At 74.5% G+C, this 15,504-nt stretch carries 13 protein-coding genes; 4 read left to right on the forward strand and 9 right to left on the reverse strand.

Features of this window, described 5'->3' with window-relative positions:
* Positions 1-135 precede the first annotated feature (135 nt).
* From ACFC1R_RS27680 to ACFC1R_RS27700, 5 genes are all read right to left on the reverse strand, one after another.
* Entirely contained in the window at positions 136-1,098 is a 963-nt protein-coding gene (locus tag ACFC1R_RS27680; protein WP_375943081.1) for an L-tyrosine/L-tryptophan isonitrile synthase family protein, read from the reverse strand.
* 107 nt (positions 1,099-1,205) lie between these two features.
* Entirely contained in the window at positions 1,206-2,483 is a 1,278-nt protein-coding gene (locus tag ACFC1R_RS27685) for a cytochrome P450 (RefSeq protein WP_375943083.1), read from the reverse strand.
* Between the two features lie 123 nt (positions 2,484-2,606).
* Positions 2,607-4,475: an asparagine synthase (glutamine-hydrolyzing) gene (gene asnB, locus ACFC1R_RS27690; protein ID WP_375943085.1), complete on the reverse strand. Its 1,869-nt coding sequence runs from the start codon at positions 4,473-4,475 to the stop codon at positions 2,607-2,609.
* Positions 4,476-4,649: 174 nt separating this feature from the next.
* Positions 4,650-6,164 (reverse strand): MFS transporter, encoded by a 1,515-nt coding sequence (locus ACFC1R_RS27695; protein ID WP_375943087.1) that lies wholly within the window; start codon positions 6,162-6,164, stop codon positions 4,650-4,652.
* Between the two features lie 208 nt (positions 6,165-6,372).
* Positions 6,373-7,080, reverse strand: coding sequence for a sigma-70 family RNA polymerase sigma factor (locus tag ACFC1R_RS27700; RefSeq protein ID WP_375943089.1), 708 nt, complete (start codon positions 7,078-7,080; stop codon positions 6,373-6,375).
* A gap of 100 nt (positions 7,081-7,180) precedes the next feature.
* Here ACFC1R_RS27700 and ACFC1R_RS27705 point away from each other — a divergent pair, with 100 nt between their 5' ends.
* Positions 7,181-7,465, forward strand: coding sequence for a zf-HC2 domain-containing protein (locus tag ACFC1R_RS27705; protein WP_375943091.1), 285 nt, complete (start codon positions 7,181-7,183; stop codon positions 7,463-7,465).
* 512 nt (positions 7,466-7,977) lie between these two features.
* On the opposite strand, the gene ACFC1R_RS27710 is transcribed toward ACFC1R_RS27705, so the two are convergent.
* The 4 genes from ACFC1R_RS27710 to ACFC1R_RS27725 form a co-directional block, all read right to left on the reverse strand.
* Positions 7,978-8,868 carry a hypothetical protein gene (locus ACFC1R_RS27710; protein ID WP_375943092.1) on the reverse strand — a complete coding sequence of 297 codons (891 nt, stop codon included), beginning with the start codon at positions 8,866-8,868 and terminating at the stop codon, positions 7,978-7,980.
* A gap of 369 nt (positions 8,869-9,237) precedes the next feature.
* Positions 9,238-9,612 carry a hypothetical protein gene (locus ACFC1R_RS27715; protein ID WP_375943094.1) on the reverse strand — a complete coding sequence of 125 codons (375 nt, stop codon included), beginning with the start codon at positions 9,610-9,612 and terminating at the stop codon, positions 9,238-9,240.
* A 62-nt stretch (positions 9,613-9,674) separates the two neighbouring features.
* Entirely contained in the window at positions 9,675-10,169 is a 495-nt protein-coding gene (locus tag ACFC1R_RS27720) for an STAS domain-containing protein (protein ID WP_375943096.1), read from the reverse strand.
* A gap of 163 nt (positions 10,170-10,332) precedes the next feature.
* Positions 10,333-10,866: a GbsR/MarR family transcriptional regulator gene (locus ACFC1R_RS27725; RefSeq protein ID WP_375943166.1), complete on the reverse strand. Its 534-nt coding sequence runs from the start codon at positions 10,864-10,866 to the stop codon at positions 10,333-10,335.
* 171 nt (positions 10,867-11,037) lie between these two features.
* On the opposite strand from ACFC1R_RS27725, the gene ACFC1R_RS27730 reads away from it, so the two are divergent.
* The 3 genes from ACFC1R_RS27730 (at position 11,038) to ACFC1R_RS27740 (ending at position 15,395) form a co-directional block, all read left to right on the forward strand.
* Positions 11,038-12,012 (forward strand): ATP-binding cassette domain-containing protein, encoded by a 975-nt coding sequence (locus ACFC1R_RS27730; protein ID WP_375943098.1) that lies wholly within the window; start codon positions 11,038-11,040, stop codon positions 12,010-12,012.
* Positions 12,009-13,610, forward strand: a complete 1,602-nt coding sequence (locus ACFC1R_RS27735) for an ABC transporter permease (protein ID WP_375943100.1) — start codon at positions 12,009-12,011, stop codon at positions 13,608-13,610. The genes ACFC1R_RS27730 and ACFC1R_RS27735 overlap by 4 nt, the downstream gene beginning before the upstream one ends.
* Positions 13,611-13,724: 114 nt before the next feature.
* Positions 13,725-15,395, forward strand: coding sequence for a DUF4153 domain-containing protein (locus tag ACFC1R_RS27740; protein WP_375943102.1), 1,671 nt, complete (start codon positions 13,725-13,727; stop codon positions 15,393-15,395).
* Positions 15,396-15,504: the final 109 nt, after the last annotated feature.

Raw genomic sequence — 15,504 nt, forward strand, 5'->3', positions numbered from 1 at the left:
CCCGTTCCTGTGCTGGCGGCGGGCGGGCGCGGGTACCCGTACGGCACAGGCACCCGCAGCGACACCGGGGTACTGCTGCCCGCGCAGCGGCGCGAGGGCCGCTCGGCCCCCCGCCGCTGCGCGGTCGTGCCGGAGTCAGCCGGCCTCGTAGTGGCTGGGCCGGCCGTCCCGCAGGACCAGGCGTCCGGACTGTTCGGCGAGCTCGCGCTTGAGCAACTCCCAGCTTCCGTCGGCTCGATGGAGGACGCAGGAGTGCCAGGGGGTGGTCCAGGCGTCGTGCGAGTCGAGCAGGTTGATGCCGAACTTGGCGGCACCTCGGCGCTGCGGGTGGATGGAGAGCCGGACCGAACGCGGGTGGTGGTCGGCGATCAGGTCGCCCCAGGCGCGGCTGCGCTGGATCACCCCGTACGCGCGTCGGCGGCATTCGCGTTGCAGGGCGGATCTGGTGCCGGGGAAGTCGGCGGTGTCGTCCACCAGGAAGCGGGTGATGCCGCAGTAGAGGCGTTCGGCGTCGACGTCCGAGCGGATCTCGGCGCGCAGTTGGTCGACCGTCGGTGCGTACCGGGCGTGCACCAGGGCGCGCTTCTCGTCGTGCGGCAGGTCGCCGAGGACGTCGCGCAGGTCGAAGACCGAGAGGTGCCGGAGCTGCTCGCGGCGGATGACGTCCTTCAACTCGTCGGAGTAGGCGTCGATGTGGTCGTCCGGGACGCGCACCAGATCGCCGAAGATGTGGCCGTCCGAGCAGATCACCATCCGGGCGCCGGGCGCGTGTATCTCGCGGACGGCCGCGCACAGCTCGTCCAGGAAGCCGAGCGAGAGCCGTTCGCCCTCGTCCGGGAGGTGGCCCAGCACCTTGGCGGGGTTCGGTGACTTGCATGGGAAGCCGGGCAGGGTGAACACGATCGGGTCGCCGACGGCCACGAAGGAGGCCAGCTGACGCAGTTGGTCCGGGAAGGCCGCGACCGGAGCCGGATCGTCGGGGTCGGCGGCACGGCGGTGGGGCAGCAGCAGCTCCAGGACGGCGGCGCAGGTGCGTTCGACCTGCTCCGGGGAGCCGGCGGGCGGTACGGGGGCGGCGATGGTGCCGACGGGCGGCATGCGGTCCTCCACGAGGGCATGGCGGTATGGCGTTCGGGACAGGCCGCAAGGCCGCGCGAACGCAGACGAATCCGATGGATCTGATGAATCGGGCGGGGCGGGGTGGGTCAGTCGCGCTTGTCGTAGGCCACGGGCAGGCGGTTGACGCCACGGGCGAGGACGGCCGGGATCCACTCGATCTCTGACTCGGCGACGGCCGGACGCAGACCGGGCAGCCGGGCCAGCAGGGTGCCGAGGGCGATCTGGAGCTCGGCGCGGGCCAAGGCGGCGCCGGGGCAGAAGTGGATCCCGTGGCCGAAGGACAGGTGCGCGTTGGGGGAGCGGTCGAAGTCGAGGGTGTCGGCCTCGGGGAACTGCTCGGGATCGCGGTTGGCCGCGCACAGCGAGACGATCACCGAGTCCCCGGCGGGGATCCGGGTGCCGTGCAGGTCGCTGTCCTCGGCGAAGAAGCGCCAGGTCGTGAGCTCGAACGCGCCGTCGTGGCGCAGGAGTTCCTCGACCGCCCGGGGGAGCAGCCCGGGGTCCTGGCAGAGCCGTTCCAGCTGGTCGGGGTGGCGCAGCAGGGTCATCAGCATGGTGCTGATCTGGTTGGTGACCGGCTCCTGGCCGGCCACCAGCAACTGGAAGATCATCGAGTCCAGCTCCTCCTGGCCGAGCTCGCCGCCGTCCCGTGCGGTGACCAGCCGTCCGAGCAGGTCGTCCGCCGGCGCCGTGCGCTTGGCCTCGACCACGTCGGCGATGTAGTGCTGGAGGGCGCGGAGCCGGGCCTCGTAGGCGGCTCGGCCGGGGTCGTTCGGGCCGACCGGCTGCACCACCTTGCCCCAGTCGCGGTCGAAGCGTCGTGCCAGTTCTGCGGGCAGTCCGATGACTTCGGCCAGGACCTGGAACGGGAAGTGGGCGGCGAAGCCGCCGATCAGGTCCGCACCCCCGTGCTCGGGCAGGGCGTCGACCAGGGCGTCGGCCAGCTGCTGGAAGCGCGGGCGCAGCGATTCGATCCGGCGCGGCGCGAAGGCGTCCAGGACGAGGCGGCGCATCGCGGTGTGCTTGGGCGGGTCCTGGTGCAGCAGGTGCACCTGGAGCTGGGAGTGCTGGGGCTCGGGCATGATCGAGGCGAGTCGCCGCCAGTCGTCGTTGCCGAGGCTGTGGTTCTTGCCCAGCCGCGGGTCGTTGAGCGCCTGGTGGGCGGCCTGGTAGCCGGTCACCAGCCAGGCGGCTATGCCGCTGGAGAACCGGACCCGGTGCACCGGACCGGCGTCGCGCAGTTCGCGGTAGAGCGGGTACGGGTCGCGCTTGTACCCACTTCCGTACAGCGGCACCGGCTCGACGCCGTGGATCACCGGACAGCGCGGTGGATCGGTGGCGGGGTGGGGATCGGGCGGGGTCATCGGGAAACCCTTCAAACGGGACGGGTGGGTCGGACAGGACGGATGGTTCGGACGGCCGAGTCGGGCCGGATCGGATCGGATCGGCCGGACCGGGCCGGATTGGGCCGGATTGGGCGGCGGGCGTCAGAGGGTGAGCGTCGGCCGGTGGTGGTCGAGCCAGAGCGAGAGGTCCACCACCCGTTCCAGGCGCAGGCGCTGGCCCCAGGACAGCTGCTCGGGGGCGGCGTCCAGGGCGGGCTTCAGGACCGCGGCGTCGGCGATCTCGCGGACGGCGGACAGGTCGAGGGCCTCGCGGGCGAGCTGCTGCAACCCCCGGGTGTACGCGGGGTGGTGGGTGGTCGGGTAGTGGTTCTTGGGCCGGTACAGGACGGACTCCGGTGCCAGGCCGATGCCGACGTCGCGCAGCAGGCTCTTCTCCCGGCCGTCGTGGCTCTTCATCGACCAGGGCGTGTTGAAGGCGTACTCGACCAGCCGGTGGTCGCAGTAGGGCACGCGGACCTCAAGCCCCTGCGCCATGCTCAACCGGTCCTTGCGGTGCAGCAGCTGGCGCAGCCAGCGGGTCAACGAGAGGTGCTGGAGCTCCCGTTGGCGGTGTTCCGTCGGGTTCTCGCCGTCCAGGTGCGGGACGGCGGCGAGGGCGTCGCGGTAGGTCGCGTCGCGGAACTCGCCGATCCGCAGCTCGGCGGCGAGTTCGGGGTTGAGCGGCATCGCCGCCTCGTCGCCGGTGACCAGCAGCCAGGGAAAGGTCTCGGCGGCGATGGCGGCCGGGTTGTGGAACCACGGGTAGCCGCCGAATACCTCGTCGGCCGCCTCACCGGAGAGCGCGACCGTGGAGTGCCGCCGGATCTCGCCGAAGAGCAGGTAGAGCGAGGTGTCCATGTCCCCGACGCCGATCGGCGAGTCCCGGGCCACCACCACCGCCCGCCGGTGCTCGGGGTCGAGCAGCGCGAGCGGGTCGAGGACCACCGTGCTGTGGTCGGTGCCGATGAAGCGGCCCGCCTCGGCGGCGTACGGGGTGTCGTGGCCGGTGCGCAGCACGTCGCCGGTGAAGCTCTCGGCCTGGTCGCTGTAGTCGACGGCGTACGAGCGCAGCCGCGCCCGCGTGCCGTGGGTGAGCCGGAGTTCGTCGGCGGCGAGAGCGGTGAGGACGGTCGAGTCGAGGCCGCCGGAGAGCAGACTGCACAGCGGGACGTCCGCCTCCAGCTGGGCGCGTGCGGTGTGGTTCACCAGGAAGCGCACCTGCTCGACGGTCCCGGGCAGGTCCGCCGTGTGCGGGCGGGCCGTCAACTCCCAGTACCGGTGCTCCCGTATGCCGTCACGGCCGATGACGAGCAACTCGCCCGGCGGTACCTCGCGCACGCCGGCCCAGAGCGTGGGACCGGTGTTGAACAGCAGGCTGTACGCCTCGCGCAGCCCGTCCGCGTCCACCCGGGGGTTCAGCTCGGGGTGTGCGAACAGGGCTTTGGGCTCGGAGCCGAAGGCGACCCCGCCGTCGATCCGCGCCCAGAACAGCGGCTTGACGCCCAGGCGGTCCCGGACGAGCAGGAGCTGCTCGCGGTGCTCGTCCCAGACCGCGAAGGCGTACATTCCCTCCAGTCGGTCGGCGATGCCCGCGCCCCACTGCTGGTAGCCGCGGAGGACCACCTCGGTGTCACTGCGGGTGCGGAACTCGTGCCCGAGGCGGCGGAGTTCGGCGCGCAGCCGGTGGTGGTTGTAGACCTCGCCGCTGTAGCTGAGCACGACGCCGGGCCGGTCTGGCCGGTCGGCCATCGGCTGGACGCCGCCGACCGGGTCGAGCACGGAGAGCCGGCGGTGCCCGAGGGCCGCATGGGTGCCGAGCCAGACACCCGTGGCGTCCGGGCCGCGCCGGGCCATGGTGGCGGTCATCGCCTCGATGACACCGGCGTGCCGACCGGTGTCCCGGGGGTCGTGGGCGTCCTGGGTGGTCCGGGCGTCCGGGCGGAAGGACACCCAGCCGGTGATGCCGCACATATGGCTGCTCCTCGGTGCGATCTGGTCTCTGTGAACGGGGCTCTGTGAACGGGGCTCCGCGAACCGGTCTGCGGATCGCGGTGCGTGGGCGGTAGGCGTGTGGCCGCGGGATGTGGCCGAACGGGCTGCGGGGTAAGGGAGTTGGCCGAACGGGCTGCGGGTCGGCAGGGCCGGTCAGCCGGCGGGCGCCGCCGGGCGCAGCCCGGACCGGAGCAGCAGGACCGCCGCCGCACCGGCACCGAGCGCCGCCAGCGCCAGCCCCGCCCGTACGCCGCCGCTGTCGGCACCGCCGAGCGCCCAGACGGCAGTGGCCAGCGCGGGGCCGAGGGTGAACCCGAGGCTGCGGGCGAGTTGGACCGCCGAGCCCGCCGTCGCCATCCGCTCCGGCGGTGCGGCACTCATCACCAGGGCCTGTACCGGACCGCCGTACAGCCCGGTCCCGAATCCGGCGAGCGCCAGCCGCCAGGCGACGTCGGCCGGTGTCCAGCCGTCCCCGAGCGGCACGAGCAGCAGGAGGCCGACCGCGGTCACCGCGGCCCCGGCGGTGGCCGGGGTGCGCGCGCCGAAGCGGTCGGCGAGCCGTCCGCCGAGCGGCCCGGCCAGGCCCATGGCGGCGGGGAAGCAGAGCACGGTCAGCCCGGTCGTGGTGGCGCTCACCGCCTCGTCCCGCTGGAGGTGCAGTGCGATCAGGTAGTGCATCGCGGCGAAGCCCGCCGCCAGTGCCAGCACGGCCGCGTGGATCCCGTACGTGCCCGCGTCACGCAGCACGCCGGTGACCCGGCGGCCGCCCGGTCTTCTCGCCCAGCCGACGGCGAGCGGCCCGGCGGGCACCGCCAGCAGCAGCCAGAACGGCGAGCCGGGGGAGAGGCTGAGCGCGAGCAGGACGGCGGTCACGGCGCCGCCGATCAGCGCGGCGTCGCCGAGGGTGCGCCGGTCGGGCGCACGCAGGGTGCCGCCCGGCGGGACGTTCCGCCGGGCGATCAGCAGAGCGGCGAGGCAGACCGGCAGCTTCACCAGGAAGATCGCCCGCCAGCCGAGGTGGTCCAGCAGCAGCCCGCCGAGGGCCGGGCCGGTCACCGCGCCGAGCGGTCCGAGCGTGGCGGGGACGCTCATCGCCCGGCCGCGCAGCTCGGGTCGGACCGACCGTGCGGCCAGGACCGGCATCAGGACGAACAGCACCGCGCCGAACGTCCCCTGCAGCAGTCGGGCGGCGATCAGCCAGAGTTCCGAGGGTGCGACCGCGGCGGCCGTGCTGCCCAGCGCAAAGCCGCAGATCGCGCAGAGCAGGGCGGGCCGCAGCCCCGCGCGGTCCAGCCACTGGCCGGCGGGCAGCAGCAGGGCGACCACGGGCAGCTGGTACCCGAGCACGGCCCATTGGGCGGTCTCGACGGAGACCCCGAAGCTGCGGGAGAGCGAGGAGACCGCGATGTTGACGATGTTCATGTCGAGCATCGCCACGAAGGACAGCAGCCCCGCGACGAACACGAGGCTCCACCGGTCGACCGTCAACGACGCAGCGGTCTGGCCGGTCTGGCCGGCCCGGCCGCCCTGCCCGGCTGGTGCGGTACGTGTGGCCTGTGCGGTCTGTTCGGCGCCGGACGGCGACCCGGCGATACCCGGGTCCGGACCGTCGGCGGGCGACCGACGGGGGCCCGGACCCGGGTGGGTTCCGGGCTCTCGTGGGAGCATGCGAGCCCCTCCCTCCGTAGTGACGGACGCCGTCGGCCGACGGCGTCCGTCACAGCAGTCGGGCGTAGGCCGCCGCGAGTTCCCGAACAGACGGTTGATTTTCGGGTCGGTGCGGACGGCAGCCGAACCGATCAGCGGGCGTCCGGCGTTGCGCAGCCGTCAGCCGTCAGCCGTCAGCCGTCAGCCGTCAGCCGTCAGCCGTCAGCCGTCAGCCCGCCAGCGCGGGAGATCGCTCCCGCCCGGTCCACGGCGTCCGCCCGGGGCGCTGCGCTTCGCCGATCCCGCAGCGCCCCGCCGAGGCGCCCACCGGACCGCGTGCTGCCGAACCGCGCCCCGCCGAACCGCGTGCCGTCGGGTCGGCCGTACCCCAGTCGCCGTCCGCCGAGCGGAGCAGCGCCACCAGTTCGTCCCGGGCTCGTGCGACCCGGGACCGTACGGTGCCCACCGGGCAGCCGGACACCGCCGCCGCCTCGGCATAGCTGAGGCCGACGACCTGGGTGAGGACGAAGGCTTCCCGCCGCTGTGCGGGCACCCGGTCCAGCAGGTCGCCGAGCACCACCTCGTTCTCGAAGCGCGGTACCTCGTCGGGCCGTTGCTGCTGTTCGACCGCGGCCTGCCAGTCCGGCAGCGCCGCGCACTGCGGACGGGCCGCCGCGCTGCGGTAGCGGTCCACCACCACCCGGCGGGCGATCGACAGCAGCCAGGTCCGGGCGGAGGAGCGGCCGGCGAAGCCGGGCAGGCTGCGCAGTGCGCGCAGGAAGGTCTCCTGGGCGAGATCGTCCGCGGACTGGACGTCGGTCAGGTGCGCGACGAACCGCCACACATCCCGCTGGGTGGCCCGGACGAACGCCTCGATGTCCGCAGGGCGCCCGCTCCGGGCACGCAGGGCCAGGGCCGTCAGCTGCTCGTCATCCACGGCACACCCCCGGCTCACCGGCTCGGACGGCCAGGAGCGCCGAAGCGGCCGAGGGCTCCGGCGCTACCGCACGCACGGTCGAGTAGGGGACCATGACGGCATGACCTGTGCCGACTACCGAAGCGCGATGTCCGCCCAGCTCGACGGTGAGCGTACGGGCGCGGCGCTCACGGCGGTCGGCGCCGGGGACGGCGCCGACGGCCGGGGCCTCACCGCGCACGCGGAGCAGTGCGCCGACTGCCGCGACTGGCTGGCGGCGGCCCGCAGGCTCCGGGCGCTGACGGCCGGGGCACAGGGCCCGTCGGCCGAGTGGTCCGCCGGCTTGCTGGACCGGTTGCTGGAGCGGCTGGACACCGACGGGGACGACGAGGCCCGGACGGCGTGAGAGCGCGGCGGCCGGAACGACCGCGGCCGGAACGACGGGCGCGCCGACACGGGCACCGGCACTGACAACGGCACGGGCACCGGAACGGGCGCTGACGGAAGCGACGGGGTGTCCGCCGCCGAAGGGATGTCCTGAGGTCACGGCATGTCCTGAGGGCAGGGAGTGGCTGCGGCACCGCGATCGGCGGCACCGCCAGGAGAGCGCGCGTCACCACGGCGCGCCGGACGCACGCCGTTGCCGCCCGGAACAGGGGCGCGGAGGGCGTGCGGCCGCAGGACCGGAACAGCTGTCCGGGTGCGGTCGTCCGTCGCGGTGGTGCGAGCCGGTCCCCGCGGCCACCCCGGAAGGACCGGGACGGCGCAGACGGGGGCGACCTGCCCGCCGCTGCCGAGCGGACCTCGGAGGCGGCGCCGTGAGGCGCGCGGGATCTCCGGGACCCGACCTGTGCCGGACTGACTCGGGTGCGGCGTGGGTCGGATCGTGGTCGGACGTCGGTTCGGGACGTCCTGGGCTCAGCCGAGGCGGGCGCTGGGCACGGCGAGGACGACCGGTGGCCCGCGCCGGACGACGGCATGAGTGAGCAGCACCGATCTGGGCTGCCGGGCTCGACGGCGCGCCGCCGGACCGGGGACGGACGGCTCCGGGCTGCGCGGAACGAACAGCAGGAGCAGCGGTACCAGGACCGCCGCCAGCGTCCACACCAGCTGGAACAGGCCGGCCACCGCGGCCTCACCGCGCCAGAGCAGCAGTGCGCAGGCCAGGCCCGCCAGCAGGTGGGCCAGGACCATGCCGGTCGAGAGCCCGTGCGCCATCGACGTCGCCATCGACTCGGACAGCGCGTCGGCCGAACCGGTGGCGGACCCGGACCCGGGGGTCATCCCGGGCATCGCCTGCGACATCGCCGACGGGTCGGTCAGAGCGGTCACGCCGCCGTGGAGCCGGACCGCGTGCGCGGCCTGAACCGCCGAGCCCGGCCCGTAGGGCGGAAGCCCGGCGGCGGACAGGGCGGCCGGGTCGAGGCCGGCCGCGCGGGCCAGTTCCAGGGGCTGCACCCCGGCGGGGATCCCGTCGGAGGTGCAGAGCAGCAGCCGGGTCCAGTCGAGGGCTCCGCGTGCCTGCCCGGAGGCGTGGGCGGCGGAGGCACCCGTGCCCATCGGTGCGCCGCGCTCGAAGAGCAGGTGCAGACAGGTCTGCGCCGCGATCATCCAGGCGCTGATCACCGCCGGTCCGCGGCGCTGCCCGGCCAGCAGCCAGGTGACTGCGGCCGTTCCGGCGAAGGCGGCGAGCAGGACCCACCCGGGGATCCCGGCTTCGGACATGCTGAGGTGCGCGGTGGCGGACATCGCCACGCACAGGGTGGCGAAGACCACGGCGCGGATGGTGCGGAGCTGCCAGGTCGTCACGATGCCGACCATCGTCGCATCCGCGCCGCCCGACTGTCCGACCGCCTCCGGGTTGTCGCTGCCTTCGGCTGGTACTCGACCGTCGGTGGCGGTGTGGACGGCACGCCGAGGCCGCCCGGAATCCGCTGTTCCGGACGGCCCGGAGGCGCCGCTGCCTGATTCGGCGGCCGTGCTCATCGCCTGGCCGCGCACCGAGTCCGGCCGTGCTCGTCGCCTGGCCGCGCACCGAGTCCGGCCGCGCTCATCGCCTGGCCGCGCACCGAGTCCGGCGGCGCTCCGAGTCCGGCCGCGCACTGAGTCGCCGAGTTCGGCGGCGTTCCGAGTGCGGGCGTGTCCAGGGTCCGGCCGCGCCGGGAGGTTGACCGGGCTTCAGAAGCCGACGGGCTGCTGACGGGTCGGCAGCTGGTGCGAGGTCACGGGGATCGGTGGCGCGAGGTTCCGTTCGGGCCGGTGCAGCGCGGGGTCGGTCGTGACGCCGGTACGCGGTCCGGCCGGCTCGTTGGTCGGGAGCGGGATGAGCCGGCGGGCGGTGAGGTGGCCGACCCAGTGGCGGTGGCAGCCGGGGCAGGCGGGCGCGCCGTCGGGCGAGTAGGGGGAGGCGACGGGAATGCCGTCGTGGGAGAAGTACTCCCAGTCGGCGCCGTCCTCGTCGCGGTAGTGCTGCACGTCGTAGTCCGCGGTCCAGCCGTGCCAGCAGTGCCCACAGGTGAATTCGACTCGTTCCACAGCCAGTTCGGTGATCATGGCGCCTGCCTTTCCCTGGGTGGTTCGGCGGTGGCGGCTCGGAATCGGGGATCGCGGGGCCGCTACGCGAGCTGGGCGGTGGGCATCGCCTCCGCCGGCTGCGGCGGCCCGGGAGCCGCTGCGGGGCCCGGGGCGGTGGGCGGCGCGGGGGAGGCGGGTCCGCGCAGCGGTACCGGCAGGAGGGAGTGCGCGAGCGGCACCAGGTCGGCGACGGCCGCCCGGAAGGCGGCCTCGTGGACCGTCGGGAACACCGGCAGCAGCCGGTCGAGGCCGGTCAGCCGCAGGAGGTGCAGCACCCGGCCCTCCGGTACGGCGAGGAGGAACCGGCCGCCGTGGCGCAGTGCGGTCTTGTGGGCGTCGACGAGTGCGCCCGCACCGTAGGCGTCGCAGAACGAGAGCCCGGAGAGATCGGCGATCACCCGCGCCCGCGGGCCGCGCCGGGCGAGGATCCCGCTGACCTGGAGGCGCAGCTGCTCCGCGGTGGCGATGTCGAGCTCGCCCGCCGCGCGCACCACCCACCAGCCGTCCTCCCGGCGTGATGACAGCTGTAGATACATGTCCTGCCCTCCTGTCCCGAGGGCCTGCTCACACCCGCACGCGGTGTTCCGCGTTTATCGGATATATCGGCCATATAACCCAAATGGTGCAGCCTTGACAAGGCCCTGGCGCCCTCGGGTTCGGAGCTGCCGCCCGGGTTCGGCTCCCCGCCCGGGTTCGGGGCTACCGTTCGCGCCCGGTGCGGAGCTCGGCGCGGCGGGTGTGCCAGCGGGCCAGCAGGGTGGGCAGTTCACCGCGCACGAACTCGAAGAACTCCAGTGACTCGGCCAACCGCGCCCCCGCCGGGCTGTCCGCGCCGAGCGCGGCGATGCCCTCCCGCAGGCTGCTCTCCCAGCGCACCAGCATCTGGTCGCGCCGCACGGAGGCCTCGTACCAGACGTCGTCGTGCACCCGGTAGCGGTCGCGGCGCGAGCCGGGGTCGCGCTCGCGGCTGACCAGGTTGAGCTGGATCAGGTAGCGGACGGCGCCGGAGACCGCCGCCGGGCTGACCTGGAGGAGTTCGGCGAGTTCGGCCGCCGTCAGCCGTCCGGAGTCGGTGGCCAGCAGTGCGGTGAAGATCCGTGCGGGCATCCGGGGGAAGCCCGTGTCGCCGAGCACGCTGGCGAACCGCTCGATGAAGGTGCTGACGGCCTGCTCGTCCCGTCCCCGGCCCTCCCGCCCCTGCCCGTCCTGGGTCTGCCCGTCCCGCGTCTGCATGGCCTCTCCCGCCGACTCCGTGATCACCGCCGCATCATCCCGCACCCGCGCCGTAGCCGTGAAAGCCGTAGCCGTGAACGCCGTAGCCGTCAGCCGTCACTGCGAAGGCCGCTGGAATCCATGGACTTCAGAACATTCACGATTCTGTGAAACAAGAGTACCGTGGGCGCCATGACTACCGCCATCACGGTGTCCGGCCTGGTGAAGACCTACGGCCGGACTCGGGCCCTGGACGGACTGGACCTCACGGTCGCCCAGGGTGAGGTGCACGGCTTCCTCGGCCCCAACGGGGCCGGGAAGTCCACGACCATCAGGGTCCTGCTCGGCCTGCTGCGGGCCGATTCCGGTACCGCCCGCCTGCTCGGCGGCGACCCCTGGCGCGACGCCGTCGAGCTGCACCGCAGGCTCGCCTACGTCCCCGGGGACGTCGCGCTCTGGCGCAACCTCACCGGCGGCGAGACCATCGACCTGCTCGGACGGCTGCGCGGCCGGCCGGACCTCACCCGCCGCGCCGAGCTGCTGGAGCGGTTCGAACTCGACCCCACCAAGAAGGGCCGCAGCTACTCCAAGGGCAACCGGCAGAAGGTCGCCCTGGTCGCCGCCTTCTGCTCCGACGTCGAGCTGCTCGTCCTGGACGAGCCGACCTCGGGCCTCGACCCGCTGATGGAGGAGGTCTTCCGGGCCTGCGTCGCCGAGGAGCGCGAGCGCGGACGCACCGTGCTGCTCTCCAGCCACATCCTCTCCGAGGTCGAGGCGCTCTGCGACCGGGTCAGCATCATCCGGGACGGCCGCACGGTGGAGACCGGCACGCTGACCGAGCTGCGCCATCTCACCCGCACCTCCATCGAGGCCGAACTCGCCTCCGTGCCCGACGGGTTGGCCGATCTGCCCGGGGTGTACGGCCTGGAGATCCGGGGCGGCCGGGTCCGCTGCCAGGTGGCCACCGGGCAACTCGGCCCCCTGCTCGCCCGGTTCACCGCCGCCGGGGTGCGCTCGCTGGTCAGCCGGCCGCCCACCCTGGAGGAGCTGTTCCTGCGCCACTACCGGAGTGCCCGGGGCCAGGAGCCGGAGGGGGACGACGGGCAGTGCGTGCGGGCCCGGGGAGTGGACGGGGCCGACGGGCAGAGCGCCCGGGTGGGGTCATGAACGGCCTTGCGGGCACGGGAACGCTGCTCCGCCTGGCCCTGCGCCGGGACCGGATCATGCTTCCGGCCTGGGTCTACGTCCTCACCGCCGCGACCCTCTCCACCGGGTACGGCCTCGGCAGGCTCTACGGCACCACCACTGCCCGCGTGCAGTTCGCGGCCGCCATGAACGCCAACGGTTCGCTGCGCGCCCTCTACGGGACGGTGTACGGCGCGGGCCTCGGCGGGCTGACGGCCTGGCGCATGGGCGCGTTCGGGGCGGCACTCGCCGGGCTGATGAGCATTCTGCTGGTGGTCCGGCACACCCGCGCCGAGGAGGAGGACGGGCGGCTCGAACTGGTCGGCGCCGGGGCGGTCGGCCGCCGGGCCCCGCTGACCGCCGCGCTGCTGACCGCGCTCGTCGCGGACCTGCTGCTGGCCGCACTGGTCGCGGCGGGTCTTGCGGTGCTCGGCCAACCCGTGGGCGGCGCGGTGGCGTTCGGGCTCGCGCTGGCCGCCGCCGGGTCGGTCTTCGCCGGGGTCGCGGCGGTGGCCGCCCAGATCGCGGAGACCGGACGGGCGGCCAACGGTGCCGCGGGCGCCGTCCTGGGCCTCGCCTTCGTCCTGCGCGCGGCCGGGGACGCGGCGGGCCCCGACTCCGCGGTGCGACAGCTGCGTTGGCTCTCACCGCTCGGCTGGTCGGAGCAGGTCCGGCCGTTCGCGGGGGACCGCTGGTGGGCCGTCGCGCTCGGGTTGCTGGTGGCCGGTGTCCTGGCTGCGGTGGCGTACACGCTGGTCGGCCGGCGCGACCTGGGGGCCGGACTGCTGCCCCAGCGTCCCGGACCGGCCACCGCCGCGCCCGCGCTCCGCAGCCAACTCGCCCTGGCGCTGCGGCTGCAGGGCGCCACCCTGTACGGCTGGTGCGCCGGCTTCGCCGTGGCGGGCGCGGTGTTCGGGTCGGTGGTCCGGGGAGTGGCCTCGCTGGCCGGGGACAATCGGCAACTGGCCGACATCCTGAGCCGGCTGGGCGGCCGGCCGGCCGTCGTGGACGCCTACCTGGCGAGCATCCTCGGCCTGCTCGGCATGGTCGCCGCGGTCTACGCGGTCCAGTCGGTGCAGCGGTTGCGCGGCGAGGAGACCGGTGGACGCGCGGAGCCCGTGCTGGCGACAGCGGTCTCCAGGACCGGTTGGGCGGGCGGGCACCTGCTCTTCCCGCTGCTCGGATCGGCGCTGCTGCTGGCCACCGGCGGCCTGGCCGCAGGGCTGACGGCGGGCGCGGTCCTGGGCGACTCCGCCGGACGACTCGGCGGGCTGGTCGGCGGTGCGCTCGCCCAACTTCCCGCGGTGTGGCTGACGGCGGCCGCCGTCCTGGCGGTCTTCGGACTGCGGCCAGGGTGGACCTCTGCGGGCTGGGCGGTGCCGGCCGCCTTCCTGGTGATCGGCTGGCTCGGTCCGGTCCTCCGGCTCCCACGCCCGGTGCTCGACCTCTCGCCCTTCAGCCACCTGCCGCGCCTGCCCGGTGGCGCCTTCGAGCTGCAGCCCCTGTTCTGGCTCACCTCGGTCGCCGCCGTCCTGACCGCCATCGGCCTGGCCGCCCTGCACCGCCGCGACTTCGGCTGACCGGGGTTCGACGGGCGGCGGGACGGCTCGTGAGGCGGCTCGCGGGGCGGCCGGGCGCGAGGAGTCCGATCACGGTGGTACTTTTTGAACCTGTTCATTTTGAACCTGTTCAGAATGATCGTGATCGACGTACGAGGGGGAGTCATGCCCGAGCAGCCGACGCACTCCGTGCCGCCACCCGCCGGGACGGGGGCCGCGACCGCGCAGCCCGCGGCGCTGGTGTCCGGCCCGGCCCGGCCGGGGGCGGCCTGGCCCAGCGGGGGTTACCACCCGTACCAGCCGTGGGTGCCGGTCCGCGCGCCCTGGCTCAGGGCCACCGATGCCGCGAAGCCGGCCGCACCACCTCTGGCGGTGCTCTGGTCGGCCCTGGGCGCGGGGCTGCTGACGGCGGCGCTGTTCGCCGACGGGCTGGGCGCAGGGGCGCTGGTGTGCGCCCTCGCGGTGGCGGTCGGGGCCGGGGCGGCCGCGCACCGCGCGGGGCGGCGGCTGCGGCCCTGGACGGTGGTGTGGAGCGTCGCGGCCCTGGTGCTGCTGGCCGTTCCGGCGCTCACCGACGCGGACTGGCCGACCGCGCTCGCCCTGGTGGCGGCCGTCGGCTCGGCCTCACTGGCGCTGCACGGCGGCCGCCGCTGGGCAGGCGTGCTGTTCGGCGCGGTCGGTTTCGCCGAGTACTGGATCGATGCCGTCCCGTGGCTGCTCGGAGCCCTGCGCGGGCGGTCGCTGCCGGCGCGGCAGCGGTGGCTGCCGGCGGTCAGGGCGGTGGGCCTGGCGGCCGTCCTGCTGGTGGTGTTCGGCGCCCTGTTCGCGAGCGCGGACGCGGCGATGGGCGAGCTGCTGGGCGGCCTGGTCCCCCCGCTCGACGTCTCCGGTCTGCCGGTGCGGGCCGTGCTGTTCGTCCTGGGAGCCTTCGGCGCGCTGGTGGTGGCGCGGGCCGCCGCCGCCCCGCGCCGGTGGGACAGGCTGCCGGTCAAGCGGGGACGTGAGCGCGGCCGGGTGGAGTGGGCGGTGCCGCTGGTCGCGCTGATCGTGCTGTTCGCCGGGTTCGCCGCCGTCCAGGCCGCCGTCCTGGTCGGCGGTTACCGGAGGTTCGTGCGGACCCCGGGCATCAGCGCGGCCGACTACGCCCGGCAGGGTTTCTGGCAGTTGCTCTGGGTCACCGTGCTCACCCTGGTGGTGGTCGGGCTGGCCAAGCGCTGGGCGCCGCGGAGTTCCGCGCGGGACGTCCTGCTGGTCAAGGGCGTGCTGGGGCTGCTGTGCGCGCTCACCCTGGTGGTGGTGGCCTCGGCGGTCCGCCGGATGCAGCTCTACGTCGACGCGTTCGGTCTCACCCGGCTCCGGCTGTCGGTGGTGTGGGCGGAGTGCTGGCTCGGCTCGGTCTTCCTGATCCTGCTGGTGGCGGCGGTGCTCGGCTCGGTGCGCCGGCTGCCGCGGGTGCTGGTGCTCAGCGCGGTGGTGGCGGTCGCGGCCTTCGGCCTGATCCGGCCGGACGCGGTCATCGCCGACCAGCAGGTGGACCGCTTCCACCGGACCGGCCGGATCGACCTCGCCTACCTGCGCGAGCTGTCCACCGACGCGGTGCCCGCGCTCGACCGGCTGCCGGTCGACCAGCGGCTCTGCGCACTGGAGCCGACGGTCCGCCGGCTGAGCACCGACCCGGCTCCCTGGTACGCCATCAGCCTGTCCGAGAGCCGGGCCCGCGACCTCCTGCGGAGCGGCACCGCCTCGGCGGGCGAGGTCGGCGCCGCCTGCACCCGCTCCGGGCTCGACGAGTCCTCCCGCTACTGAGTCCGCGCGGCAGCCGGTGGCCGGGCACCCGCCACCCGGCCCCGGGCCGGGCGGCGGGTTTCGAGGGCGGGGCCTTCGGGAGTCCGGGCCACCGGGTGCCCCGGCGGTC

The organism is Kitasatospora sp. NPDC056138 (genome assembly GCF_042264695.1).
Classification (GTDB): domain Bacteria; phylum Actinomycetota; class Actinomycetes; order Streptomycetales; family Streptomycetaceae; genus Kitasatospora.